Source organism: Hydrogenophaga crocea (genome assembly GCF_011388215.1).
Lineage (GTDB): Bacteria > Pseudomonadota > Gammaproteobacteria > Burkholderiales > Burkholderiaceae_C > Hydrogenophaga > Hydrogenophaga crocea.
This window is the reverse complement of sequence record NZ_CP049989.1, coordinates 3,234,374-3,258,472: the sequence shown is the minus strand read 5'-3', so window position 1 is coordinate 3,258,472 and position 24,099 is coordinate 3,234,374. Positions and strand designations below refer to the sequence as shown.

Here is a 24,099-nt window from a genome sequence, read left to right as displayed (position 1 = left end):
CAAAGCCATGCAATTGTTCGATATCCCCGCCTCCGTTCTGCTCAGCCAACTGTTGCTTGGCCTGGTCAATGGCTCGTTCTACGCCATCCTCAGCCTGGGCCTCGCCGTCATCTTCGGCCTGCTGCACGTCATCAACTTCGCGCACGGCGCCTTGTTCATGCTCGGCGCGGTGCTCACCTGGGTCGGCCTCAACCAGTTCGGCATCAATTACTGGGCCATGCTGGTGATCGCACCCTTGCTCGTGGGCGTGTTTGGTGTCGCGATCGAGCGGCTGCTGCTGCGCTGGATCTACAAGCTCGACCACCTCTACGGCATGCTGCTCACCCTGGGCGTCACGCTCGTGCTCGAAGGTGTACTGCGCGCCATCTACGGCGCTTCGGGCTTGCCCTACAGCCCGCCGCCCGCCTTGCAGGGGGCCACGCAACTGGGCTTCATGTTCCTGCCCAACTACCGCATCTGGGTGGTGGTCGCTTCGCTGGCCGTGTGCTTCGGCACCTGGTTCCTCATCGAGCGGACGCGCCTCGGCGCCTACCTGCGCGCCGGCACCGAGAACCCGCGCCTGGTCGAGGCCTTCGGCGTCAACGTGCCGCTGATGGTGATGCTCACCTACGCCTTCGGCGTGGCCCTGGCGGGCTTTGCGGGGGTGCTCGCCGCACCGGTGATGCAGGTGTCGCCGCTCATGGGGCAGAACCTGATCATCGTGGTCTTCGCGGTGGTGGTGATCGGCGGCATGGGCTCGATCATGGGCTCCATCCTCACCGGCCTGGGGCTGGGTGTGCTCGAAGGTCTGACCAAGGTGGTTTATCCCGAAGCGTCCGCCACCGTGGTCTTCGTGGTCATGGTGGTGGTGCTGCTGCTGCGGCCTGCCGGCCTGTTCGGAAAGGAGCGCTGAGATGAAGCGCCTGCATCGCTGGGGCTACGGCCTCGTCCTCGTCGGGCTGCTGGTGGCCCCGCTGCTCGGCGCGTACCCGGTCTTCGTCATGAAGGTGCTGTGCTTCGCGCTGTTTGCCTCGGCCTTCAACCTGCTGCTCGGGTACGCGGGGCTGCTGTCGTTCGGACACGCGGCCTTCCTGGGGGGATCGGCCTACCTCGCCGGCCACGCCATGAAGGCCTGGGGCTGGCCGCCCGAGGTCGGCCTGATCGCCGGCACCGCAGCCGGCGCGCTGCTGGGATGGGTGTTCGGTGCCATCGCCATCCGGCGTCAGGGCATCTACTTCTCGATGATCACGCTCGCGCTGGCCCAGTTGGTGTACTTCATCGCGGTACAGACACCCGCCACCGGTGGTGAGGACGGCCTGCAGGGCGTGCCGCGCGGCACGCTGTTCGGACTCATCGACCTGCGCAACGACCTCAACATGTACTACGTGACCGTGGCGATCGTGGTGGCTGCCTACCTGCTGATCATGCGCACCACGACCTCGCCCTTCGGCCAGGTGCTCAAGGGGGTGCGCGAGAACGAGGCGCGCGCCACCTCGCTCGGCTACGACGCCAACCGCGTCAAGCTCACCGCGTTCGTGCTGTCGGCGGCCTTGTCGGGGCTGGCCGGTTCTTTGAAGACGCTGGTGCTCGGTTTTGCCACGCTGACCGATGTGCACTGGCTCACCTCGGGGCAGGTGATCCTCATGACCATGATCGGCGGCGTGGGCACGCTGTTCGGTCCTGTGGTCGGCTCCACGCTGGTGCTGCTGCTCGAAGGCAAGCTCGGGCAGTTCGGCAGCCTGCTCACCCAGCTCAGCGGGTGGGAGGGGTTCACGGCCCTGGGCCAGTCGGTCACCACGGCCATGGGCGTGATGTTCATTTTCTGCGTGCTGGCCTTCCGCCGCGGCATCATGGGCCTGCGTGCCGGCAAGCGCCGGCCGGCGGCCGGACAGGACGGCGCATGAGCGAAGCTGCCCTGCAGTTTGCCCGTGCCGACGACGGCACGCGCATCGCCTTCCGGCTGCGCGAGGTCTCGGCCGCGCGGCCCCGCGTGGCCTTCCTGCATTCGCTGGGCATGGACCACGCGCTGTGGACACCGGTGGCCGAACGCCTGGGCGACAGCGCCAGCCTGCTCTGCCTGGACCTGCGTGGGCACGGCCGCTCCGACAAGCCGCCGCCGCCGTATGGCACCGAGCGCCTGGCCCGCGACCTGCGTGGCGTGCTGGATCACCTGGGGTGGGAGCGCACCGTGCTCGTCGGGGCGTCGCTCGGGGGCTGTGTGTCGCTGCAGTTCGCCGCCGACCACGCCGACCGGCTGTGTGCGCTGGGCCTGGTGGACACCACGGCCTGGTACGGCCCGGATGCTCCGATGACGTGGAACGCGCGCGCGCGCCGGGCCCGGGAAGAGGGGCTGGCGGCCATGATCCCGTTCCAGGAAACGCGGTGGTTCACCGACGCCTTCCGCGTCGCGCGACCCGATGCGGTGGAGCGCTGCGTGCACACTTTTCTGGGCAACGATGTGCCCGCTTTCGCAGCGATGTCGGAAATGCTGGGCCGCTTCGACGGACGCAACCTGCTGCCGCGCATCGGCGTGCCCACGGCCATCCTCGTGGGTGAGGAGGACTACGCCACGCCGGTGGCAATGTCGCAGGCGCTGCAGCGCGGCATCCTCGACGCACGGCTCACCGTGGTCCCCTCGGCCCGTCACCTGGTGCAGATCGAGCGCCCCGACGCCGTAGCGAACATGGTGATGCGCCTGCTGACGCTGGTCGAGACCGCCTGAGCCGATCAGGCGCCCGGCGCCTCGGGCGCGCCGCCTTCCATGTCGTGCCAGCGCGCGCGCAGCGCGTCGCGCCGCAACTTGCCGCGCGCGTTGCGCGGCAGGGTGTCGATCGCGCAAACCGCCTTGGGCCGCTTCTCGCGCGGCAGCAGCGCCGCCGCGTGCGCGAGCAGTGCGGCGGTGTCGGTGTGGCTGCCCTCTCGCAGCACCACGAAGCACACCGCCTCTTGGCCGTAGATAGGATCGCTCACGCCCACGGCCGCGGCCTCGGCCACCGCCGGGTGTTGCAGCAAGGCGTCCTCGATCTCGCCGGGCGAGAGCTTGACGCCGCCGCGGATCACGAGATCGTCCATGCGACCCAGCAGGCGCACGAAGCCATCGCGGTCGCGCAGCGCCAGATCGCGGGTGGCGAAGCGACCACCGCGAATCGGCTGCAGCGCACCATCGGCCTGCAGCGTGCCCAGGGCCAGCTTGGCACCTTCGATCACCACCTCGCCCGGCTCGCCCGCCGCACACGTGCGACCGGTCGCGTCCACGACGCGCAAGGCGATGCCGGGCACCGGTTTGCCGGCAGTGCCCACCCGCCGGTCACCCAGCCGATTGCCGCAGATCCAGCCGCCTTCGGACGAACCGTACAGGTTGAGCACGGTGATGCCGGTCTCGCGCTCGAAGCGTTCCCAGGTGCGTTGGGCCAGCGGCGCCGAACTCGACGACATCACGCGCAGGCCTTGCGCGCTGGCCCGCAGGCGCTCGAGCGGCTGGCTCAGCAGGATATTCAGCACGGTGGGTACCCCGGCCGCCACGGTGATGCGGTGCTGCGCAATCCAGTCGGCGAAGCGCGACGCCGAGAACTGCCGCGCCAGGCACAACGAGAGCCCGGTCTGGAGAAACGGCATGAGCGTGAGGATCTGCGGCGAATACCAGCTCAGCGAGCGGTAGTCCAGCAGACGGTCGTCGCCACGCAGGTCGAGCAGTGCGCTGCTGACCAGGCCGTTGAGCCAGTACGAGGCGTGGTCATGCATCACGATCTTCATACGACCGCTGCTGCCCGAGGTGCAGCAGGCTGCGGCGACATCCCCGGGTGCCGGGCCCAGACCCCGCAGCCGGGCGGCGGCTCCAGTGTCGGCCGCGGTGAGCGTGATCGCCGTGGCCTGGCCCGGCACCGGTGGCCATTGGCTGAAGCGCGCGCAGGGCACGGCGCTGGACGGGATGTCGACCACCCCGATGCGCTGGCCGTGCAGCACCAGCGCCGGCTGCAGCGTGTTGAATGCGGCTTGCGTGCTGGCCGCGCCGATCTGCGAAATGTCGAACGGGCAGACCACGGCGGCCAGGCGCCACAGCGCGAGCCAGACAACCAGCGTCTCGATCGGGCCGTCGGCGATCAGGACCACGCGCGTGCCGCGGTGCACGCCGAGGTCCCGCAGCTGCAGCGCCACGCCGTCCACCAGGCGCGCCAGCTCGCCGAAGTCCAGCGACTGGTCCCGATCCACGTCGACCAGGGCCGGGCGCCGTGGGCTGCTGGCCGCGTGGGCGGCCAGCAGGCACTCCACCGGCTGCCAGTCGACCAGGGCGTCGCAGCGCTCCATGGACGGCGGCATCAGGCGCTGGCGCCGTCTGCCTTCGGCAGGCTCAGATTGGCCAGGGCCCACTCACGGAACAGCTCCACGCGCCGCAGCTTGGACTTGGCCGCGGTCGAGGCGAGGAAGTAGCTGGAACTGGACGCCACGCGTGTGCCGAAGGGGGCCACCAGGGTGCCCCGGGCCAGGTCGCGGTCGATCAGCGGCGTGCGTCCGATGGCCAGGCCCATACCTTCCACGGCCGCAGCTTGCGAGGTGAGCTGCAACTGGAACACGGACTCGCCCGCGAAACGCACGTGGCTGTGCCCCGCGGCATCGAGCCAGGCGGGCCAGTCGTCCTGGTAAAGCGAGTAGAAGTAGGTGCGGATCCGCACGAAGCGGGCCAGCCGCTCCGCCTCGCTGCCCTCGCTGCCCAGGCTTTCCAGCAACTGCGGGGAGCAGACCGGGAAGAAGGTCTCGCCGTGCAGCAGGTCCGCACGCATGCCGCTCCAGCGGCCCGAGCCGTAGCGGATCGACACGTCGTGCGTGTTGTTGTCGAACTCGTCGAAGTTGGCGCTGGTGGACAGGTGCACCGTGATGTCCGGGTGGCGGCGCTGGAAATCGGGCAGGCGCGGGATCAGGCAGTGCACCGCATAGGCCGGCAGGCAGGCGATGACCAGCACCGTGTTCACCACCTTCTTGCGCGTGTTGTCGCTGGCGATGGCCAGCATGCTGATGGCTTCACTCACCGAGCGCAGGTACTCCGTGGCCGCGGGGGTGAGCGCCAGGGTGTTGCGCTTGCGGGTGAACAGCTTGATCTCCAGCCGGTCCTCGAGAGCCTTGATCTGGTGGCTGATGGCGGTCTGCGTGACCGACAGCTCTTGCGCGGCGCGCGTGAAGCTCAGGTGACGCGCTGCGGACTCGAATGCCAGCAGGCTCTGCAAGGAAGGAATGAAGGGTCTCATGCGGGGGCTCTCAAGTGCTGCGGCCCGGCTTCTTCCGTCCGGCGTCGATGTGTCGGCGCGGGATGATCCCTGCGCTCTTCCAACCCTGCATTCCCTATTGACCCAGCGGCGCAATGGTAGCGGCAGGCTGGGCCCGGCGCGGCGCGGTGAGCGGTCATCGCGCGCGTCCCGTGAGTTTGAAGCTGCCTTGTGCGCTCGCCAGCAGCAGGGTGCCGTCGAGCCAGGCCTCGCCGCGCGCAAAGAACAGCGTGCGCGCGCGCTGCACCAGAAAGCCCTTGGCCACCACCACGCCGCTGGCGCCCTTGTTGATGAAGTTCACCGTGAGCGAGACGGTGTGGCCGTGCAGGGGTTCGTGCCCCGGCGGGCTGTAGAGACCCGCGTAGCCGCAGGCCACATCCAGCAGGGTGGACAGCACGCCGCCCTGCAGCACGCCCTGCCGGTTGAGCAGGCAGGGCTGAACCGGCAACTCGAACTCGGCATAGCCTTCGCACCATTGCGTCTGCCGCACGCCGATCAGTTCGAGGAACGGGTTGTCGACCACCGACTCGGGCGCGTCGTGGTGGGCTGAGCCGGCGTGGGGGGATCGCGGTGCTTGCATGAGAAAAGCTTAGGCACAGCGCCGGCGCTTCACCACTGAAACCCATTCATGGCGTCATGAGGCGTTCTCACCCGCCGTGTGCGCGAATGAGGGGCTCTCATGGCCGGATGAAAAACTATCGCTCGCACGCCCCGGACCCCACCAGTACTCTCCGCCGCACCCGACCAAGCCCACGCAGGCCTGCGTGCGCCCCCCGGGCTCCATTCACGAACACGCAGCAGGAGATGAACATGAAATCCTTCCCCGGCGCCAAGTCCGCGCTCTTCCTGGGCGCCGCCCTGTGCCTGGCCGCACCGGTGCATGCGCAGTACACGCAAGACGTGGTCAAGATCGGTTTCGCCACCGACATGTCCGGCCTGTTCTCCGACATCGACGGCGCGGGTGGCGTGGAGGCCGTGCGCATGGCGATTGCCGACTTCGGCGGTCAGGTGAATGGCAAGAAGATCGAGCTGATGTTCGTGGACCACCAGAACAAGCCCGACATCGCGTCCACCAAAGCGCGGGAGTGGATCGACGTGAACCAGGTCGATCTGTTGCTGGGCGGGGTGAACTCCGCCGTCGGCCTGGCCATGTCCAAGGTGTCGGCCGAGAAGAAGACGGTCTACATCTCGGTGGGCGCCGGTACCGCCCGCCTCACCAACGAGGAGTGCACGCCCTACACCGTGAACTACGCGCTCGACACCATCGCGCAGGCGCGTGTGGCCGGCCGGGCGGTGACGGATGCGGGCGGCAAGTCCTGGTACTTCCTGGTGGCCGACTACGCCTTCGGCCATTCGCTGGAGAAGGACACCTCCGAGGTGGTGAAGTCCGCCGGGGGGCAGGTGCAGGGCTCGGTGCGCCACCCGGTGTCGGCGTCGGACTTTTCCTCGTTCCTGATGCAGGCGCAGGCGTCGCGGGCGCAGGTGCTGGGCCTGGCCAATGCGGGCAGCGATCTGCACAACTCGGTCAAGGCCGCCGCCGAGTTCGGCGTCAACCGCAACATGCGCATGACCGCCATGATGCAGTTCATCTCGGACACCCACACCATGGGCCTGCAGGCCACCCAGGGCATGTACCTGTCCGAGGCCTGGTACTGGGACCTGAACGAGGAAACCCGCGCCTGGTCGCGCCGCTTCTTCGAGAAGACCAAGCGCATGCCCTCGGTGCTGCAGGCCGGGGCCTACTCGGCCACCACCACCTACCTCAACGCGGTGAAGGCGGTGGGCACCGACAACGCCGACAAGGTCATGGCGCAGCTCAAGACCGCGAAGATCAACGACTTCTTCGCCAAGAACGGCTACATCCGCCCCGACGGCCGCATGGTGCACGACTACTACCTGATGCAGGTGAAGAAGCCATCCGAATCCAAGTACCCCTGGGATTACTACAACCTGGTGGCCACGGTGAAGGGCGAAGACGCCTTCAACACCAAGGCCGAATCGAAGTGCGCGCTGTGGAAGTGATCGCGGCGCACTGATCCCCGGTCCCTTGCACGCCGACCTCCGCCGCGGGTGGGGTCGGCGTTTTCGTTCAGGAGCATCCCATGCAATTCATCCAGGCGCCCGGCCTGCCCGCGCCCGCAGGCCACTACGCGCAGGCCGTGCGGGCCAACGGTTTCGTGTTCGTGTCGGGCATGCTGCCCGACCCCGCCCTGCCGGACTTCGATTCGCAGGTGCGCGACGTGTTGCAGCGCTGCCATCAGGTGTTGCAGGCCGCGGGATGCGACTGGCCCCAGGTGGTGCAGTGCACCGCCTACCTCGCGGGCGTTGGCCACTGGCCAGCATTCAATGCGGTCTATGCGCAGGTGCTGGGCCCGCATCGCCCGGCGCGGGCCGTGGTGCCGGTGCCCGAGCTGCACCATGGCTGCCTGATCGAGCTGCAGCTGGTTGCCGTGACCACCGCCGAATGAGACCCCCTCATGCGGCGATGAAAAACAATCGCTCGCCGCGTCGAGGCCGCCCTCCTAGACTGCACGCAGCCACTTCCTGGCCATTCAATTTGCGAACCACGATGGACACCCGAACCTCCCCTTCCGACGCCCGCACCGAACGCCTGCAGATGTACATCGGTGGGCAATGGGTCGATGGCAGCAGCGGCCGCACGCTCGACAGCCTCAACCCCTACACCCAGCAGGTCTGGGCCACCGTTCCCGATGCCGGCGAAGCCGACGTGAAAGCCGCCATCGCGGCTGCCCGTGACGCCTTCGACAACGGGCCGTGGCGCCGCACCACGCCGCAACAGCGGGCCGCGCTGATGCGCAAGCTCGGTGACCTGATCGCGCGCGACGCCGAGCGCATGGCGCGCATCGAGTCGATGGACAACGGCAAGTTGCTGCGCGAGATGCTCGGCCAGTGGAATTACCTGCCCCAGTGGATGTACCACTACGCCGGCATGGCCACGCAGAGCCAGGGCGACGTGTTGCCCAGCGACCGACCCAACTTCATCGCCTTCACGCGCAAGGAACCCATCGGGGTCGTCGCGGCCATCACGCCGTGGAACTCGCCCTGCCTGCTCATGATGTTCAAGCTCGCACCGGCGCTCGCTGCCGGCTGCACCTTCGTGGTGAAGCCCTCGGAGCACACCCCGGTGTCCACGCTGCGCTTCGCCGAGCTGGTGGAGGAGGCGGGGTTTCCGCCAGGCGTCTTCAACGTCGTCACGGGTGGGGCCGACGCGGGGCGCTGGCTGGTGTCCAGCCCCGACATCGACAAGATCAGCTTCACTGGCTCGGACGGCGTGGGCAAGGCCATCGCACGGGCCGGCGCCGAGAACCTCACGCGCGTGTCGCTCGAGCTCGGCGGCAAGTCGCCGCAGGTGGTGTTCGAGGACTGTGACATCGAGGCGGCGGTCAACGGCGTCATCTCCGGCGTGTACGCGGCCACTGGCCAGACCTGCATGGCGGGCTCGCGTCTCGTGGTGCACCGATCCATCCACGACCAGGTGGTCGAGCGGCTGGTGGCCCGCGCGCGCAGCATCAAGCTCGGCGACCCGCTGGACCTGGCCAGCGAAATGGGACCGGCCGCCACCGGCCAGCAGTTCAACAAGATCCTGTCGATGGTGAAGGCGGCCGAGGCCGAAGGGGCCTGCCTGGCCTACGGCGGCCGCCAGGATGCGCTGGGCGGCTACTTCGTGCAGCCCACGATCCTCACCCAGGTGCACAACGGCATGGACATCGCGCGCGAGGAGGTGTTCGGGCCGGTGCTGTCGGTGATCACCTTCGACACCGAAGAGGAAGCGATCCGCATCGCCAACGACACGCGCTACGGCCTGGCCGCCGGCATATGGACGCAGAACGTGCAGCGCGCGCACCGCGTGGCCACGCAGCTGCGCGCCGGCAGCGTCTGGGTCAATGCCTACCGCGTCACCGCACCGTTCGCGCCCTTTGGCGGCTTCAAGCACAGCGGCATCGGCCGCGAGAACGGGCAGGACGGGCTCGACGCCTTCCTCGAAACCAAGACCGTGTGGGTGGAGCTGAGCGGCAACCTGCGCGATCCGTTCAAGCTGGGTTGACGCCGCGATGAGCATGGAATCGCTGGGTCGTTTCGACCATGTGATCGTGGGCGCCGGTTCGGCCGGCTGCGTGCTGGCCAACCGGCTGTCCGCCGATCCCGCTGTGCGCGTGGCGCTGATCGAAGCGGGCGAGACCGATTGGTACCCGTGGATCCACATCCCGATCGGCTACTTCTACACCATCAACAACCCGCGCACCGACTGGTGCTACACGGCCGAGCCCGACGCCAACCTCGCGGGCCGCGGCATCAAGTACCCCCGCGGCCGCGTGCTGGGGGGCTCATCGTCCATCAACGCCATGGTCTACATCCGCGGCCAGGCCGCCGATTTCGACGGCTGGGCCGCGATGGGCAACCGCGGGTGGTCGTGGTCCGAGGTGCTGCCCTACTTCAAGCGCTCCGAGGACCACCACCGCGGCGCCAGCGCCGCGCACGGCAGCGGGGGCGAGCTGCGCGTGGAGGGGTTGCGCGCCGGGTGGGAGGTGCTCGACGCCTTCTGCGACGCGGCCGTGCAGTGCGGCATTCCCCGCAGCGACGACTTCAACACCGGCGACAACGAGGGCGTGGGCTACTTCGAGGTGACGCAAAAGCGCGGGGTTCGCATGAGCACCGCGCGCGCCTTCCTCAAGCCCGCGCGCCAGCGTCCGAACCTCACGGTGTTCACCCGCACCCAGGTGCTGCGCGTGGCGTTCGAGGGCCGCCGTGCCACCGGTCTGGTGGTGCGGCGCGGCGGGCAGGACCTGCGGATCGAGGCGGCGCGCGAGGTCATCCTCTCGGGCGGCACCATCGGCTCGGCCCAGGTGCTGCAGTTGTCGGGCGTGGGCGATGCCCAGGCCCTGCAGCGCCTGGGCATCCCGAGCGTGCAACACCTGCCCGGCGTCGGCGCCAACCTGCAGGACCACATCGCCGCGCGCACCATGCTGCGCGTGAAGGACACCGTCACCCTCAACCAGCAGGCCTCGAGCCTGTGGGGCAAGGCGCTGATGGGCCTGGACTATGCGCTGCGCCGCCGTGGCCCGTTGACGATCCCGCCCGCCCTGGTGAATGCCTTCGTGCGCAGTGATCCGTCGCAGCCCACGCCCGACCTGCAGTTCGTCTGTTACCCCATCACCTACGACAAGCTCGGCGACCCGCCGCACGCGTTCCCGGGGTTCACCGCGGGTGTCTGCATGCTGCACCCGGAGAGCCGGGGCAGCGTGCGCCTCAAGAGCCCGGACCCGCTGGCCGCGCCGGCCATCCAGCTGAACTTCCTCGACACCGAGCGCGATTGCCGAACGGTGGTGAAGGGGCTGCGGATGCTGCGCGAGGTGTGCCAGGCGCCGGCCATGCAACGCTTCGCCCCCGAGGAGTTTCTGCCCGGCCACCAGGTGCAGGGCGACGACGAACTGCTCGATGGCATCCGCAAGATGGCGGGTACCATCTTTCATCCTGTGGGCACCTGCCGCATGGGGCAGGACGATCAGGCCGTGGTGGACGAGCGGCTGCGGGTGCACGGGGTGCAGGGGCTTCGCGTCGTCGACGCGTCCATCATGCCGCGCATCATTTCGGGCAACACCAATGCCACGGCGATCATGATCGGGGAGAAGGGGGCGGACATGATTCGCGAGGACGCGCGCCGCTGAGGGGCGCCGCCGGGGCGTGGCCCCGGCCCACTTCCTGACACCGGCCCCTCGAGGGCCGGTTGTCTTTGGGGGTGCTCAGCCCGCCCGCAGGGCGAGCACCGCGGCCAGCACGGCCACCGAGGCGGCCGTGGCCGAAACGGCGGCCGCGATCACCGCGATGGTGTTTGCGCTGGTGCCGGCGGTGGCCGGTACCTGGGCCGTCGGGACCAGGGCCGGTGCCGCCTGGGGTGCGGTGGCGGGCGCTGCCGCCGGGCGCATCGGCTGCGCCGCGGTGTCGCCGGCGCCGTCCGCAGGCGCCGACAGCTCGCGCACGAAGCGGGTGAAGAAATCGTCCGCCATGCGCCGGGTCACGCCGTCGATCAGGCGCGCGCCGACCTGGGCCAGCCGTCCGCCCACCTGGGCGTTGGCGCGATAGCGCAGGCGGGTGCCCTCGGCCACGTCATCCAGCGCCACCGAGGCACTCCCCTTGCCGAAGCCCGCGACGCCGCCCGAGCCCTCGAAGTTCAGGGCGTAGGAGGTGGGGGGCTGCACGTCGCGCAGCTCGAGCTTGCCCGCGAAGCGCGCGCGCACCGGCCCCACCGTGGCCGCCATGGCCACGCGGTAGCGGTTGTCGCCGTCGGCTTCGAAGGTGTCGCAACCCGCCAGACAGCGTTGCAACACGCGCGGGTCGTTGAGGGCCCGCCACACGGTGTCGCGGTCGGCCTGGAGGATTTTTTCGCCTTGGATGTCCATGGTGTTCTTCGTTGTGCGGGTCACGGCGCCGCGTGGGTGGGCGCGCGCAAGCGCTCGGCCGCGAGCTTCACGGCTTTCACGATCTCGGGATACGCGCCACAGCGACAGAGGTTGCCGGCCAGGTGGTTGCGGATCTCGTGGTCCTGGGGTTCGGGGTTGTGCGCGAGCAATTGCTTCGCCATCAGGATGAAGCCGGGCGTGCAGAAGCCGCACTGGAACGCGCCAGCGTCGATGAAGGCCTGCTGCACCGGGTCGAGCTGACCGTCGCGCGCCAGGCCTTCGATGGTAGCCACCTCGGCGCCGTCGGCGTGCATGGCGGGGTAGATGCAGCCGGTGACGGCCTGGCCGTTGACGACCACGGTGCAGCAGCCGCAAAGGCCCTGGCCGCAGCTTTCGCGCGCGCCGTGCAGGCCGCAGTCGCGCACCACCTCGACCAGCGAGTGGTAAGCCTCGACCTGGCGTGCCACAGGCTCACCGTTGAGATGGAACTGGATCAGGGTGCTGGTGGTGCTCATGGGGTCGTGCCTCAATCGGCCAGGGTTTCGCCGCGCTGCGCGGCCAGCGCGCGCATCACCGATTCGGGCGTGATGGGCAGCGAAAAGATGCGAACGCCCACGGCGTCGTGGATGGCCTCCGCCACGGCCGAAGCGACGCCGAAGCAGCCGCTTTCGCCCAGGCCTTTGGCGCCATAGGGGCCCGATGCCTGTTGTGCGTCCACCGCCTCGCAGCCGAAGGCCTCGGGGATGTCGTGGATGCCCGGGATCTTGTACTCGGAGAACGAGGCGTTGCGCAGCCGGCCCTCGGCATCGAACTCCATCTTCTCCAGGTGGGTCATGCCGAGCTGCATGATCGCCGCGCCGGAGATCTGCGACTCGACCACCTTGGGATTGAGTGGCGTGCCGCAATCGACCACGTTCTCGATGCGCAGCAGGCGGAAGTGGCCCGTCTCGGTGTCCACCTCGACCTCGACGCCCGTGCCTCCGATCATCCAGTTGGGCGTGATGTCGGGCGATCGGCCTTGCGCATCGGGCGACTGGTATGGCGGCATGAAGGTGCCCGTGCCCACCAGCGTGCCCGCGGGCATGCCGTACTTCTTGCGCAGCAGCAGGCCCGCATCGGCGATGCCCTGGAACGGAAGGCCGAGCTGCTGCGCGAGCGCCGCCAGCTGGTCCAGCAGGTCCTGCGCGGCCAGGCGCACGGCGTGACCCATGTGGAAGGTCGAGCGCGAGCCCAGGGTGGCCATGTCGTAAGGCGTCACGTCGGTGTCCGGGTGCACCACACGGATCTGCTCGGCCTTGAGGCCCAGGGCGTCGGCGGCCACCAGCGCCATGGCGGTGTCCGAGCCCTGTCCCATGTCCACGGTGCTGATCAGGAGCACACAGCTGCCGTCGCCCCCCAGGGTGATGGTGGCCACCGATGTGGTGGGGGCCACCAGGGCCTTGAAGCCCAGGCCGATGCCGCGGCCGCGCCGCACGGTGCCCGTGCCCCGGTCGATCGGCTGCTCCCATTGCATGCGGCGCGCCACCGCGTCGAGCACCTGGCGCAGTGCGGCGTCTTTCATGACCGTGCCCGTGGCGTGCGGTCGTCCGTTTTCCAACAGGTTCAAGCGCCGGAATGCCAGGGGGTCCATGCCCAGCGCCCGCGCGATCAGGTCGGCCTGGCATTCGTAGCCCCACACCACCTGCGTGATGCCGAAGCCGCGGAACGCACCGGCGGGCGGCAGGTGCGTATAGACCTGGTAGGAGTCGATGTCGAGGTTGGCAATGTCGTACGGACCGCCGGCGGTGAAGCCCGACTTCTGCGTCACGCGCGGGCCGATGTCGGCGTAGGCCCCACCGTTCCAGTACACCTCGCAGTGGCGACCTGTGATGCGGCCCTCGGCATCCACCGCGCTGCGGATGCGGAAGGTGGTGGCGTGCTTGGTGATGGTGTAGAACTGCTCTTCCATCGTCAGCGCCAGACGCACCGGGCGCCGCGCGATGAGCGCCAGCGCCACGGTCAGCGCCTCGAGCTTGATGTAGAGCTTGGCGCCGAAGCCGCCGCCGAGCAGGCGCGTCTTCACCTGCACCTGGTTCTCGCGCCAGCCCAGCAGGCGCGCGATCTCGATGCGAACGAACGACGGGCTCTGCGAAGCGGTGTGGATCACGATGCCTTCGCCCTGGGGCTCAGCCACCGTCACCATGGGCTCCATGGGCACGTGCATGACCTGCTGGGTCTTGAAGGTGTGGTCGAACACCTGCGCCGCTTCGGCAAAGGCCTTGGCCACGTCGCCGTGACGCAGCCGGTAGTCGAGGGCGACGTTGGTGCCCTTGCGGCCGGCCAGGTGCTTGAGATCGGGAAAGGTGCCGGCGGGCTTGAGCGCGTCGTGCACCAGCACCGTCGACGTGGCCGCCTCGACCTCGTCGAATACCGCGGGCAGCACCTCGTAGTCCACCACCACCAGCCCGGCCGCGGCTTCGGCGGCGTGCGGATCACCCGCCAGCACCACGGCGACGGGTTCACCCACGTGACGCACCTTCTCGATGGCGAGGATGGGTTGGTCATGGAACGCCGGGCCGTAGTGCGGATCGGGGATCCGTCGGATCACGTCCTGCGCCGTGATCACATGCGTTACGCCAGGCATGTCCTGGGCGGCCCGGGTGTCGATACCGAGGATGCGCGCGTGCGCGTGCGGACTGCGCACCACCTTGGCGTGCAGCATGCGTGGCAGCTCGACGTTGTGCGTGTAGTCGGCGGTGCCGGTGACTTTGGCCACCGATTCGAGGCGGTCCATGCGCCGGCCCACCTGGGGGTCTGGCGTGCGAATGTCGCTCATGCGTGGCTCCGGTTGCGGTTCAGGGCGATCTGCACGGCGCGGGGCAAGGCCACGCGCAACAGCTGGCGCTTGTAGGCCGCGCTGCCGTGCGAGTCGGCCACCAGCGGCGCCTCGGCCACCGCGGCCTCGGCCGCCTCGCGCAGCACCGGCGCGCTCAGGCCGCGCTGCTCCAGGATGGTCTGTGCGTTGCGCAGCGGCGTCGGGCAGTCGGTGGCGGCCCCGGTGAAGATGCGTGCGTGCGTGACGCGCTCGCCTTGCAGGCCCAGCACCACGGCCAGACCCAGCGCAGGCCAGTCGTGGGCCGCGCGCGTCGTGAGCTTGAGGTAGGCCCCGGGTCCGGCCTGCGGCGGCACGCGCAATTCGGTGATCAGTTCGTCGCGCCGCACCACGGTCTCGTAGTAGCCGGTGCACAGGGTCGCGGCAGGAACCTCGCGCACCCCTTGCGGCCCGCTGATGACGACCGTGGCGTCGAGCGCCGCCATCACGGGCGGCATGTCCATGTGCGGATCGGCGTGGCTGAGATTGCCGCCGATGGTGGCCACGGCGCGCACCCGGGGATTGGCCACGCCACGCAAGGCGTGCGCCAGCATCGGCCAGCCCTCGCGCACGGCGGGGTGGGCTTCGATGTCCGCCAGTCGCGCCATGCCGCCGATGCGCAGGCTGCCATCGGCCTGGCGCGCGATGCGGGCGTGCTGGTCGCCGATGCGCTGCAGGCTGACCAGCCGCGTGGGCCGCAGCACGCCCGCTTTCATCATCAGCATCACCGCCGTGCCGCCGCCCACCGGGCGCACGTTGGGGTCTTCGGGGTCGAGCAGGGACAGCGCTTCGTCGAGCGAGTACGGGAGCAGGAATTCGAACGGGGTCATGGCGACACCTGGGCGCAGAGGTCGAGGAGTGCCTGGGCGACCCGGTCGGGCACCTCAAGCGGTGTGAGGTGGCGCGCGCCTTCGATCACGTCGAGCGTCGCCCCGGGGATCGCCTCGTGCATCGCGCGCGACATGGCGACCGGCGCGGCGTAGTCTTCTTCGCCGACCTGGATCAGCGTGGGCACGCGGATCCCCGCGAGCGAGGCCCTGGCATCGAAGCCGCCGAGCATGCGGCAGGCCTGCACGTAGCCTTCGAGATCGTTGCGCAGGAACACGTCGACCCAGTGCTGCACCTGGGCCGGTTCGCGTTCGCGAAAACCGTCGCTGAACCAGCGCGTGACCTGGAAGTCGGTGAGCGACGCCAGGCCCTGCGCGAGCGCCTTTTGCGCACGGGCCTCCCAATCGGCCGGTGCCGTGGGGCCGTACCATGCGGTGGTGTCGATCAGGGCCAGGCCGGCGGTGTGTTGCGGGTGGTCGATGGCGAACTGCAGCGCCACGCAGCCGCCCATGGACGCGCCGCCGACCACCACGCGGTTCAGGCCGAGTTGCGCGAGCACCTCGCGCAGGTCTTGCGACATGCGCGCGGTGCTCGCCGGTGTGCGGGCCGTGCCCGATCGGCCGTGGCCGCGGGCGTCGATCGCCACCAGCGAGGCGCGATCGCCCAGGCGCTGCGCCACCGCGTTCCAGAAGCTGTGGTCCATGCCCAGCGAGTGCACCAGTGCCATCACGGGCGCACCGGCCGGAGCCATGCGGGCTTGGTAGGCGATGGGGACACCATCGCTGGCGTTCAGCAGTGCGCCGGGAACTTCGTTCTTCATAGGGCGCGGATTCTGGCCAGCGCCCCCTGGGCTGACAAACGAGAAATATCGGTGGAGCGAATGAAAGTCTTTCATGCCTGAGCCGCGAGCGTCACAGGCCTGCGGCCCCGGTCCGAGGGCGCATGAATCTTCTTCATGGTGATGCCCGAGATAAATCGTTTGCGCGTCGCGCGCGTCTCCCAAAGCATCGCGCCCCTGAAACCAACAACGAGGAGACAAGGATGCACCCCTTCCAACCCGACCGACGCCGCGCCCTGCGGATGGCAACGCTGCTGGCTGCGCCCGCCTTCATGCCCGGCACTCTGCTGGCGCAGGACTACCCGAGCCGACCGATCCGTGTGATCGTGCCCTTCGCACCGGGTGGAGTGGTCGACATCACGGCACGCCTGCTCACCCAGAAGCTGACCGAACGCCTGGGCTGGAACTTCGTGGTCGACAACCGGCCGGGCGGCAACGGCTTCATCGCCGTTTCGGCCGCGGCCAAGGCCGCACCGGATGGCTACACCCTGCTGGCCGCGCACACCGGCGAGTTCGCGGTGAACCCGGGCCTCTTCCCCAACGTGCCCTACGAACTCGACCGCGACTTCGCGCCCATCACCATGATCAGCGACACCCCGATGCTGCTGGTGGCCAACGCGCAGCAGCCGTTCAACACGGTGGCGGAACTGGTGGCCGCGGCGCGCAAGGCGCCGGGCAGCATCACCTTTTCTTCGCCGGGCAACGGCAGCATCAACCACCTGGCGGGTGAATGGTTCGCGGTGGAAGCGGGCGCCAAGCTGCTGCATGTGCCCTATCGCGGCGGCGCGCCTGCCATGGCGGCCGTGGCCTCGGGCGAGGTGGCGCTCGGTGTGGTCGCGATCCCCGCGGTGCTGCCACACCTGCAGGCCGGCCGCGTGAAGGTGCTGGGCCTGACGACCGCGCGCCGCTCAGGCTTCAACAAGGACTGGGTGCCCGCGGCCGAAGCGGGCGTGAAGAACGTGGACGCCTCCAACTGGGTGGGCCTGTTCGCGCCCAAGGGCGTGCCGGCCGACGTCCTGGCGCGGCTGCACGCCGAGGTGGTGAAGACGCTGGAGCAGCCCGACGTGAAGAAGCGCTTTGCCGAAGCCGGCGCCGAACTGGGAGGCATGTCATCGGCCGACTTCGCGCAGCGCATCCGCAGCGACGCGGCGCGCTACAAGGACATCGTCCAGAAGGCCGGCATCCGGCCCGAGTGATTGGGGCAGGCGGTGGGCGCGGCGCCCAAGGCGGCGAATGTCCCGCGCCCTGAATGCGCCAGGGGGTTCCCTTAGGATCGGCGGCTCTTTTCGATCCATTGCCCGAGGAACATTCCCATGAAAACGCGTGCCGCCGTCGCCTGGAAAGCAGGCGCTCCCCTCACCATTGAAGAACTCGACCTCGAAGGCCCGCGCGCGGGCGAGGTGCTGGTGGAGATCAAGGCCACGGGCATCTGCCACACCGACTACTACACGCTCTCGGGCGCCGACCCCGAGGGCCTGTTCCCCGCGGTGCTGGGCCACGAGGGCGCGGGCGTGGTGCTCGAGGTGGGCGCGGGCGTGACCTCGCTCAAGCCCGGCGATCACGTGATCCCGCTCTACACGCCCGAGTGCCGCCAGTGCAAGTTCTGCCTGAGCCGCAAGACCAACCTGTGCCAGCTCATCCGCGGCACGCAGGGCAAGGGCCTGATGCCCGACGGCACCTCGCGCTTCTCGCTCAACGGCAAGCCCATCCTGCACTACATGGGCACGAGCACCTTCAGCAACCACATCGTCGCGCCCGAGATCGCGCTGGCCAAGATCCGGCCCGACGCACCCTTCGACAAGGTCTGCTACATCGGCTGCGGCGTCACCACCGGCGTGGGCGCGGTGATCTACACCGCCAAGGTGGAGGCGGGCGCCAACGTGGTGGTGTTCGGCCTCGGCGGCATCGGCCTGAACGTGATCCAGGGCGCGAAGATGGTGGGCGCCGACAAGATCATCGGCATCGACCTGAACCCCGCGCGCGAGGCCATGGCGCGCAAGTTCGGCATGACGCACTTCATCAACCCCAAGGAGGTGCCGAACGTGGTCGATGCCATCGTGCAGCTCACCGACGGCGGCGCCGACTACTCGTTCGAGTGCATCGGCAACACGCAGGTGATGCGCCAGGCGCTCGAGTGCACGCACAAGGGCTGGGGCCGCAGCATCATCATCGGCGTGGCCGAGGCGGGCGCCGAGATCAGCACGCGCCCGTTCCAGCTCGTCACCGGCCGCAAGTGGGAAGGTTCCGCCTTCGGCGGCGCGCGCGGCCGCACCGACGTGCCCAAGATCGTCGACTGGTACATGGAAGGCAAGCTCAACATCGACGACCTGATCACGCACACGCTCAAGCTCGAAGACATCAACAAGGGCTTTGACCTGATGAAGGCCGGCGAGTCCATCCGTTCGGTGGTCGTGTTCTGAGATGGCCGGGATCAAGACGCTGGAGACGCACCGCTGCTTCGGCGGCGTGCAGGGCTTCCACGAACACGACTCGGCGCAGATCGGCCTGCCCATGCGCTTCGGCGTGTTCGTGCCGCCGCAGGCCGAACAGGGCCCGCGGCCCGTGCTCTTCTGCCTGGCCGGGCTCACCTGCAACGAGCAGACCTTCGCCATCAAGGCCGGCGCGCAGCAGCACGCGGCCGCGCACGGCCTGATCCTGGTCACGCCCGACACGAGCCCGCGCGCCACCGGTGTGGCCGAGGCCGACGCGCACTGGGACTTCGGCCACGGCGCGGGCTTCTACCTCGACGCCACGCAGCCGCCCTACGCGAAGCACTGGCGCATGGAGAGCTGGCTCATGGGCGAGCTGCCCGGCGTGCTCGCCGAACACTTTCCGGTGCGCAACGACCGTGTCGGTGTGCTCGGACATTCCATGGGCGGCCACGGGGCGCTCACGCTGGCGCTGCGCCACCCGGGGCGCTTTCAGAGCGTGTCGGCTTTCGCGCCGATCTGTGCGCCCACCGAAGTGCCCTGGGGCCACAAGGCCTTCGGCGGCTACCTGGGCGACGACCGCGCCACCTGGGCCAGGCACGACGCGGTGAAACTCATCGAAGCCGGCGCGCGCGCGCCCTCCCTGCTGGTGGACCAGGGCCTGGACGACAACTTCCTGGCCCAGCAGCTCGCGCCCGATCGCCTCGAAGCCGCATGCACCGCGGCCGGCCAGCCGCTCACGCTGCGCCGCCACGCGGGCTACGACCACGGCTACTTCTTCATCCAGAGCTTCGTGGCCGAGCACATCGCGCACCACGCGCGCGCGCTCAACGCCTGAGGCGGGGCGCAGCGGGGCGCGGCAGCGCCCCGCCCGCGCATCACCCCACCTGCACCGGCACGAACAGCACCGCGTCGTCGCGGCGCAGTTGCAGGGCCACGGAGCCCTTGAGGCCCTTCACCGCGGCGCGCACCTCGTCGGGCGTGGACACGGGCTGGCCGTTGATGCCGATGAGGATGTCGCCCGGGCTCACGCCCGCCGACTCGGCCGGGCCGGTCACGCCCTCGATCAGCAGGCCGCGGCGCTGGCCCGAGGCCTCGCGCTCGCCCGGCGTCAGCGGGCGCAGCGCCAGGCCGAGCTTCACGTCGCCGCCCCATTCGCGGCCGCCGCGTTCGGCCTGGGCCGTGGTGCTGGCCTTGGCGCGCGCGTCGGCGAGCTCGGCCGTGGCGTGCGCGTCGTGGCGCTCGCGCCAGTAGCCAATTTCCACGCGGTCGCCGGGCCTGGCCTGGCCGATGGCCAGCGGCAGGTCGGCCACGGTGTCGATCTTCTTTTGGCCCAGGCTCAGGATCACGTCGCCCGCGCGCAGGCCCGCGCGCTGCGCCGGGCTGCCGTTCTCCACGTCGGTGATCAGTGCGCCGCGAGGCGACTTCAGCCCGAAAGACTCGGCGAGCGCCTGGTCCACCTCTTGCGCGGCCACCCCCAGGCGCGCGTGTTCTGCATGACCGGTGCGCATGATCTGGTCCTTCACCTTGAGGGCGACGTCGATCGGGATCGCGAACGCCAGGCCCTGGTAGCCCCCTGTCTGGCTGTAGATCTGCGAGTTGATGCCCACCACCTGCCCGTCGGCGTTGAACAGCGGGCCGCCCGAGTTGCCGGGGTTGATGGCGACGTCGGTCTGGATGAAGGGCACGGTGGTCTCGTCGGGCAGGCTGCGGCCCTTGGCGCTCACCACGCCCGCGGTGGCGGTGTTCTCGAAGCCGAAGGGCGAGCCGATGGCCAGCACCCATTCGCCCACCTTGAGCGATTGCTCGCTGCCCAGCGGCGCCACGGGCAGGCCCCTGGCGTCGATCTTGAGCACGGCCACGTCGGTCTGCGGGTCCACGCCCACCACGCGCGCGCTGTACTCGCGGCGGTCGCGCAGCTTCACGGTCACGCGTTGCGCGCCCTCGACCACGTGCGCGTTGGTGAGGATCACGCCGTCGGCGTCGACGATGAAGCCCGAGCCCTGGCCGCGCACGGTCTGCGGACCGGGCGGCTGGCGCGGGCCCCAGCCCGGAATGCCCTCGAAGGGGTTGTTCTGGCCATCGAAGGCCACGCGCCGCGTGCCGCTCACGGCGATGTTCACCACCGCGTCGCCGTGTTCTTGCGCGATGGCCGAGAAGTCGGGCACGCTGAGCCGGGTGCCGGCCGGGCTGGCCACCGCGGCACTGCGGGCCGGCGCGGCGTGGCGCTGCTGCCACCACTGGGTGGACAGGCCGCCCACCGCGCCCGAGGCCAGCATGGCGGCGAGCAGCGGGGCGAGCACCCAGCGCGGGCCGGTGCGCGGGGCGCTGCGGTCGGGTGCGGGTTCGGTATCGAGGTTCATGAGCGTTCTCCTGAAAGGGGCTGGACCGCGAGCAGGGCATCACCCGCCAGGCGCAGCGCGCTCAGCGCTTCCCAGGGGTGGTGCTGCCGGAGGTGGAAGGCCGCTTCCTCGATGTGCACCGACGAGAGCGAGCCCGCGCCCGCGCTTTCGCGCAACAGCCAGCGCGCATGGCCCACGCGTCGCGCGGCCTGCTCGTCGTGGTCGCAGTAGATCGCGACGATGGCCTCGCGCACGTCGTCGCGCAGGGCCTGCACGTCGGTGCTGCCCAGGGCGGGGGCGGTGGGGTGCGGATGACCCGTGGCATGGATCAGGGAATCGATACCCACCAAGGCTGTTTGCATCGCGTCCATTGCAAAACCTCCGGCTGGTGCTGCCCGGGCACCATGTCCGGGTTTCTGGGTCCAGCGTGTGAACGCAAGGATGCGCGCCGCGCATCTCCACCGCGCTACCGCTGGCGCCGCGCGTGTTTCGAATGAAACACAGGCCGCTCAGCGCGCGATCACGCCGCGCCAGCCGCCACCGATCAGCGTGGCCACGTCGATCAGCACGCCCGGCAGCGCGAGCCCGCCCGGGCAGGCCAGGTAGCGCGGCTTCCACTCGGGGTCGAACTTCTGCTTGTAGGCGCGCAGGCCCTGGAAGTTGTAGAAGTGCTCGCCGCTGCGGAACAGCGTGGTGCCCAGCCGGTGCCACAGCGGCGCGAGCGGGTGCGTTTCGAGCCCGGCCAGGGGCGCCATGCCCAGGCTGAAGGTCTGGAAACCGCGCGCCGCGCCCCAGACCATGCACTGCGCGAACAGGTAGTCCATGACCCCGGGCACGGCCCCGGGGTCGTGGCGCATGAGGTCGATCGAGAGCTCGTCGCGGCCGTTGCCGGTCCAGAGGTTGGCGAAGCCCACCACCTCGCCCGCGCGCCACACCAGGGCCATGGGGAAGTGGCGCAGGTAGTCGGGGTCGAAGCGGCCGAGCGAAAAGCCCTTCTCGCGCGTGGCCTTGGCCTGCAGCCAGCGCTCGGACACGCGGCGCAGCGCGGGCAGGTGCGCCGGCACCGCCTCGGGCGGCACCACCTCGAACGACAGGCCGTCGCGCTCGGCGCGCCGCACGGCCTGGCGCAGCGCCGCGCGGCGCGGGCCTTCGAGCGTGAAGCCGGTCAGCGGCACCAGCGCTTCTTCGCCGAGCTTGATCGCGCTCAGACCCATGTCGAGGTAGAGCGGCAGGCGCTGCGCGTCCACCTGGTAGAAGACCGCGCGCGCGCCGTGGCGGTCGGCCATCTCGCGCAGCCGCCAGGCCAGCGCCTCGCCGGCCTCGGGCTCGCCCACCGGGTCGCCCATGGCGATCCAGCTGCGCGACTGCACCTGGTACATGAGCATGGCCTGCTCGCCTTCGTCGATCAGCAGGCGCTTGTCGCCCAGCAGCGCGAGCGCCGCGTCGGTGCGCGCGCTGGTGGCCACCAGGCGCGCGGCCACCGCGAGCTGCTCGGGCGTGGCGCGTTCGGGCGGCGCGCGGCGCGGCCGCACCGCCTGCCACACGAGCAGCGCCATGCATGCCACCGCCACCAGCACACCGGCACGCAGCGCGCGCGGGGCCTGGGCGCGCAAGGCGAACTGCCACCAGAGCTCGTTGCTGTACTCCACGTGGCGGAAGCTGAACAGACCGAGCCAGAGCGTGGCGATCACCACCACGCCCACGCCCAGCCAGGCCTGCGGCCCGAGCGCGCCCAGGTCGCGGCCCCAGCGCCAGCGCGCCTGCCGCCGGAAGCCCGCGCGGCCCGCGTACAGCACGGCCGCCGCGCCCAGCGACAGCGCGGCCTCGCCCAGGTCCAAGCCCTTGAGCAGCGAGGCCAGCGCGCCCGCGAGCAGCAGGCCCAGTGCAAGCCGGCGCGCCGCGTCCACGCGCTGCAGCAGGGCCTGCGAGAGGATCAGCAGCGCCAGACCGATGAGGCTGCCCGCGAGGTGAGAGACCTCGACCGCGGCCAGCGGCACCACGCCGCGCAGCGCGTGCAGCCGTGCGCCGTCGGCCGGCAGGCTGCCCGAGAACAGCAGCACCGCGCCCGCCGCGAACACCACCGTGGCGCCCAGCCAGGGCGCGACCCAGGCGGCCACCGGCTGCGTGAGCGAGAGCCAGCGCTGCGCGCGCGCCGCCTGCGTGTGCAGCAGCATGGCCAGGCCGGCGAGCGCGGCCAGCGCCAGCGGCAGCAGGTAGTACACGGCGCGGTAGGCCAGGCTGGCCGCGAGCAGGGTGTGCGCGGGCACCTGCGGCAGGCCCGCGATGAGCACCGCCTCGAACACGCCCAGGCCCCCGGGCACGTGGCTCGCGATGCCCACCACCATGGCCATGAGGTACAGCCCCAGGAACGGCACCCAGCCCACGGTGTCGGGCGGCAGCAGGCTCCACAGCACGAGCGAGGCCGCGGCCAGGTCGGCGAGCGAGAGCAGCAGCTGCAGCGCGCCCTGGGCCGGCGTGGGCAGCGGCCACTGCCAGTGCCGCACGGTGAGCGTGCGCGGCCCGATCGCCAGCCGCAGCAGCCAGGCCAGCGGCAGCAGCACCAGCAGCGCGCCGAGCGCGCGCGCCGCGGTGGCCGGCAGGTGCAGCGCGGCCAGCGTGGACGCGGGCTCGAGCAGCAGCGCCGCGCCCCCGCACAGCGTGACGCCGAGCCCGAACGAGAGGCCCACGAGGCTGGTGAGCGTGGCCACCTCGCCCGCGCCCAGGCCCCAGGCGCCATAGAGCCGCAGCCGCACCGCGCCGCCGCTGAGCAGCGACAGCCCCACGTTGTGGCCCACGGCCGTGGCCATGAAGCCGGTGAGGGCCGCGCGCGGCCAGGGCAGGTCGCGCCGCTGCAGCACGCGCAGGGCCAGCACGTCGTGGGCGGCGAGCGCCGCGTAGCTCAGCGCCGTGCCCGCCAGCGCCAGACCCAGCGCGGGCCAGGGCAGGGCGCCCAGGCTGTGCAGCACCTCGCGCAGCGGCGTGCCGGCCAGCGCGCGGTGCAACCACCACAGCGCCGCGGCCAGCGCCAGCAGGCTGCCTGCGCTGACCAGCCAGCGCCAGGGCAGCGCGCGCCAGCCGGGGCGGGGGGCGGGGGTGGGGGTGTCGTCGGCCATGGCGGAAAAAAAAGAGGCCATCGCATGATGGCCTCTGTGAAG

At 70.2% G+C, this 24,099-nt stretch carries 21 protein-coding genes; 10 read left to right on the top strand and 11 right to left on the bottom strand.

Features of this window, described 5'->3' with window-relative positions:
* Positions 1-7: 7 nt before the first annotated feature.
* The 3 genes from G9Q37_RS15260 to G9Q37_RS15250 are packed head-to-tail and all read left to right on the top strand — an operon-like array spanning position 8 to position 2,701.
* Positions 8-892: a branched-chain amino acid ABC transporter permease gene (locus G9Q37_RS15260; protein WP_166228466.1), complete on the top strand. Its 885-nt coding sequence runs from the start codon at positions 8-10 to the stop codon at positions 890-892.
* A 1-nt stretch (position 893) separates the two neighbouring features.
* A complete protein-coding gene (locus tag G9Q37_RS15255; RefSeq protein WP_166228464.1) occupies positions 894-1,883 on the top strand; it encodes a branched-chain amino acid ABC transporter permease in 990 nt (329 codons plus the stop codon).
* Positions 1,880-2,701 carry an alpha/beta fold hydrolase gene (locus tag G9Q37_RS15250; protein WP_166228462.1) on the top strand — a complete coding sequence of 274 codons (822 nt, stop codon included), beginning with the start codon at positions 1,880-1,882 and terminating at the stop codon, positions 2,699-2,701. Before G9Q37_RS15255 ends, G9Q37_RS15250 begins: the two co-directional genes overlap by 4 nt.
* Positions 2,702-2,706: 5 nt before the next feature.
* On the opposite strand, the gene G9Q37_RS15245 is transcribed toward G9Q37_RS15250, so the two are convergent.
* The 3 genes from G9Q37_RS15245 to G9Q37_RS15235 all read right to left on the bottom strand — a co-directional run bounded on the left by G9Q37_RS15245 (position 2,707) and on the right by G9Q37_RS15235 (position 5,817).
* A complete protein-coding gene (locus tag G9Q37_RS15245; protein ID WP_166228460.1) occupies positions 2,707-4,284 on the bottom strand; it encodes a class I adenylate-forming enzyme family protein in 1,578 nt (525 codons plus the stop codon).
* A gap of 11 nt (positions 4,285-4,295) precedes the next feature.
* Complete coding sequence (locus tag G9Q37_RS15240) at positions 4,296-5,219, bottom strand: LysR substrate-binding domain-containing protein (protein ID WP_166228458.1); 924 nt, start codon at positions 5,217-5,219, stop codon at positions 4,296-4,298.
* A gap of 154 nt (positions 5,220-5,373) precedes the next feature.
* Complete coding sequence (locus G9Q37_RS15235; protein WP_166228456.1) at positions 5,374-5,817, bottom strand: PaaI family thioesterase; 444 nt, start codon at positions 5,815-5,817, stop codon at positions 5,374-5,376.
* Between the two features lie 224 nt (positions 5,818-6,041).
* Here G9Q37_RS15235 and G9Q37_RS15230 point away from each other — a divergent pair, with 224 nt between their 5' ends.
* The 4 genes from G9Q37_RS15230 (at position 6,042) to G9Q37_RS15215 (ending at position 10,924) form a co-directional block, all read left to right on the top strand.
* Positions 6,042-7,259 carry an ABC transporter substrate-binding protein gene (locus G9Q37_RS15230; protein ID WP_166228454.1) on the top strand — a complete coding sequence of 406 codons (1,218 nt, stop codon included), beginning with the start codon at positions 6,042-6,044 and terminating at the stop codon, positions 7,257-7,259.
* Between the two features lie 80 nt (positions 7,260-7,339).
* Positions 7,340-7,705 (top strand): RidA family protein, encoded by a 366-nt coding sequence (locus G9Q37_RS15225; RefSeq protein ID WP_166228452.1) that lies wholly within the window; start codon positions 7,340-7,342, stop codon positions 7,703-7,705.
* Between the two features lie 101 nt (positions 7,706-7,806).
* Positions 7,807-9,303 (top strand): aldehyde dehydrogenase, encoded by a 1,497-nt coding sequence (locus G9Q37_RS15220; protein ID WP_166228450.1) that lies wholly within the window; start codon positions 7,807-7,809, stop codon positions 9,301-9,303.
* Between the two features lie 13 nt (positions 9,304-9,316).
* Entirely contained in the window at positions 9,317-10,924 is a 1,608-nt protein-coding gene (locus G9Q37_RS15215; RefSeq protein WP_166228448.1) for a GMC family oxidoreductase, read from the top strand.
* A gap of 75 nt (positions 10,925-10,999) precedes the next feature.
* Here G9Q37_RS15215 and G9Q37_RS15210 read toward each other — a convergent pair whose 3' ends face one another.
* Genes G9Q37_RS15210 through G9Q37_RS15190 form a run of 5 tightly spaced genes read right to left on the bottom strand, consistent with a single transcriptional unit; the run spans position 11,000 to position 16,155 of the window.
* On the bottom strand, positions 11,000-11,656 hold the full coding sequence (locus G9Q37_RS15210; protein ID WP_166228446.1) for an SRPBCC family protein: 657 nt from the start codon (positions 11,654-11,656) through the stop codon (positions 11,000-11,002).
* Positions 11,657-11,676: 20 nt separating this feature from the next.
* Positions 11,677-12,171, bottom strand: coding sequence for a (2Fe-2S)-binding protein (locus G9Q37_RS15205; RefSeq protein ID WP_166228444.1), 495 nt, complete (start codon positions 12,169-12,171; stop codon positions 11,677-11,679).
* Positions 12,172-12,182: 11 nt separating this feature from the next.
* Positions 12,183-14,471, bottom strand: a complete 2,289-nt coding sequence (locus G9Q37_RS15200) for a xanthine dehydrogenase family protein molybdopterin-binding subunit (protein ID WP_166228442.1) — start codon at positions 14,469-14,471, stop codon at positions 12,183-12,185.
* Complete coding sequence (locus G9Q37_RS15195; protein WP_166228440.1) at positions 14,468-15,337, bottom strand: FAD binding domain-containing protein; 870 nt, start codon at positions 15,335-15,337, stop codon at positions 14,468-14,470. Before G9Q37_RS15195 ends, G9Q37_RS15200 begins: the two co-directional genes overlap by 4 nt.
* Complete coding sequence (locus G9Q37_RS15190; RefSeq protein WP_166228438.1) at positions 15,334-16,155, bottom strand: alpha/beta fold hydrolase; 822 nt, start codon at positions 16,153-16,155, stop codon at positions 15,334-15,336. The genes G9Q37_RS15195 and G9Q37_RS15190 overlap by 4 nt, the downstream gene beginning before the upstream one ends.
* A 221-nt stretch (positions 16,156-16,376) precedes the next feature.
* On the opposite strand from G9Q37_RS15190, the gene G9Q37_RS15185 reads away from it, so the two are divergent.
* The 3 genes from G9Q37_RS15185 (at position 16,377) to fghA (ending at position 19,440) form a co-directional block, all read left to right on the top strand.
* The gene (locus tag G9Q37_RS15185) at positions 16,377-17,369 is read left to right on the top strand and encodes a Bug family tripartite tricarboxylate transporter substrate binding protein (protein WP_166228436.1); all 993 of its coding nucleotides are present in this window, start codon (positions 16,377-16,379) and stop codon (positions 17,367-17,369) included.
* A gap of 117 nt (positions 17,370-17,486) precedes the next feature.
* Positions 17,487-18,593, top strand: coding sequence for an S-(hydroxymethyl)glutathione dehydrogenase/class III alcohol dehydrogenase (locus G9Q37_RS15180; RefSeq protein WP_166228434.1), 1,107 nt, complete (start codon positions 17,487-17,489; stop codon positions 18,591-18,593).
* Between the two features lies 1 nt (position 18,594).
* Entirely contained in the window at positions 18,595-19,440 is an 846-nt protein-coding gene (gene fghA / locus G9Q37_RS15175) for an S-formylglutathione hydrolase (RefSeq protein WP_166228432.1), read from the top strand.
* Positions 19,441-19,480: 40 nt separating this feature from the next.
* Here fghA and G9Q37_RS15170 read toward each other — a convergent pair whose 3' ends face one another.
* From G9Q37_RS15170 to mprF, 3 genes are all read right to left on the bottom strand, one after another.
* Entirely contained in the window at positions 19,481-20,965 is a 1,485-nt protein-coding gene (locus tag G9Q37_RS15170) for a Do family serine endopeptidase (protein ID WP_166228430.1), read from the bottom strand.
* A complete protein-coding gene (locus G9Q37_RS15165; RefSeq protein ID WP_166228428.1) occupies positions 20,962-21,306 on the bottom strand; it encodes a hypothetical protein in 345 nt (114 codons plus the stop codon). Before G9Q37_RS15165 ends, G9Q37_RS15170 begins: the two co-directional genes overlap by 4 nt.
* 147 nt (positions 21,307-21,453) lie before the next feature.
* Positions 21,454-24,057, bottom strand: a complete 2,604-nt coding sequence (gene mprF / locus G9Q37_RS15160) for a bifunctional lysylphosphatidylglycerol flippase/synthetase MprF (protein ID WP_166228426.1) — start codon at positions 24,055-24,057, stop codon at positions 21,454-21,456.
* Between the last annotated feature and the right edge of the window lie 42 nt (positions 24,058-24,099).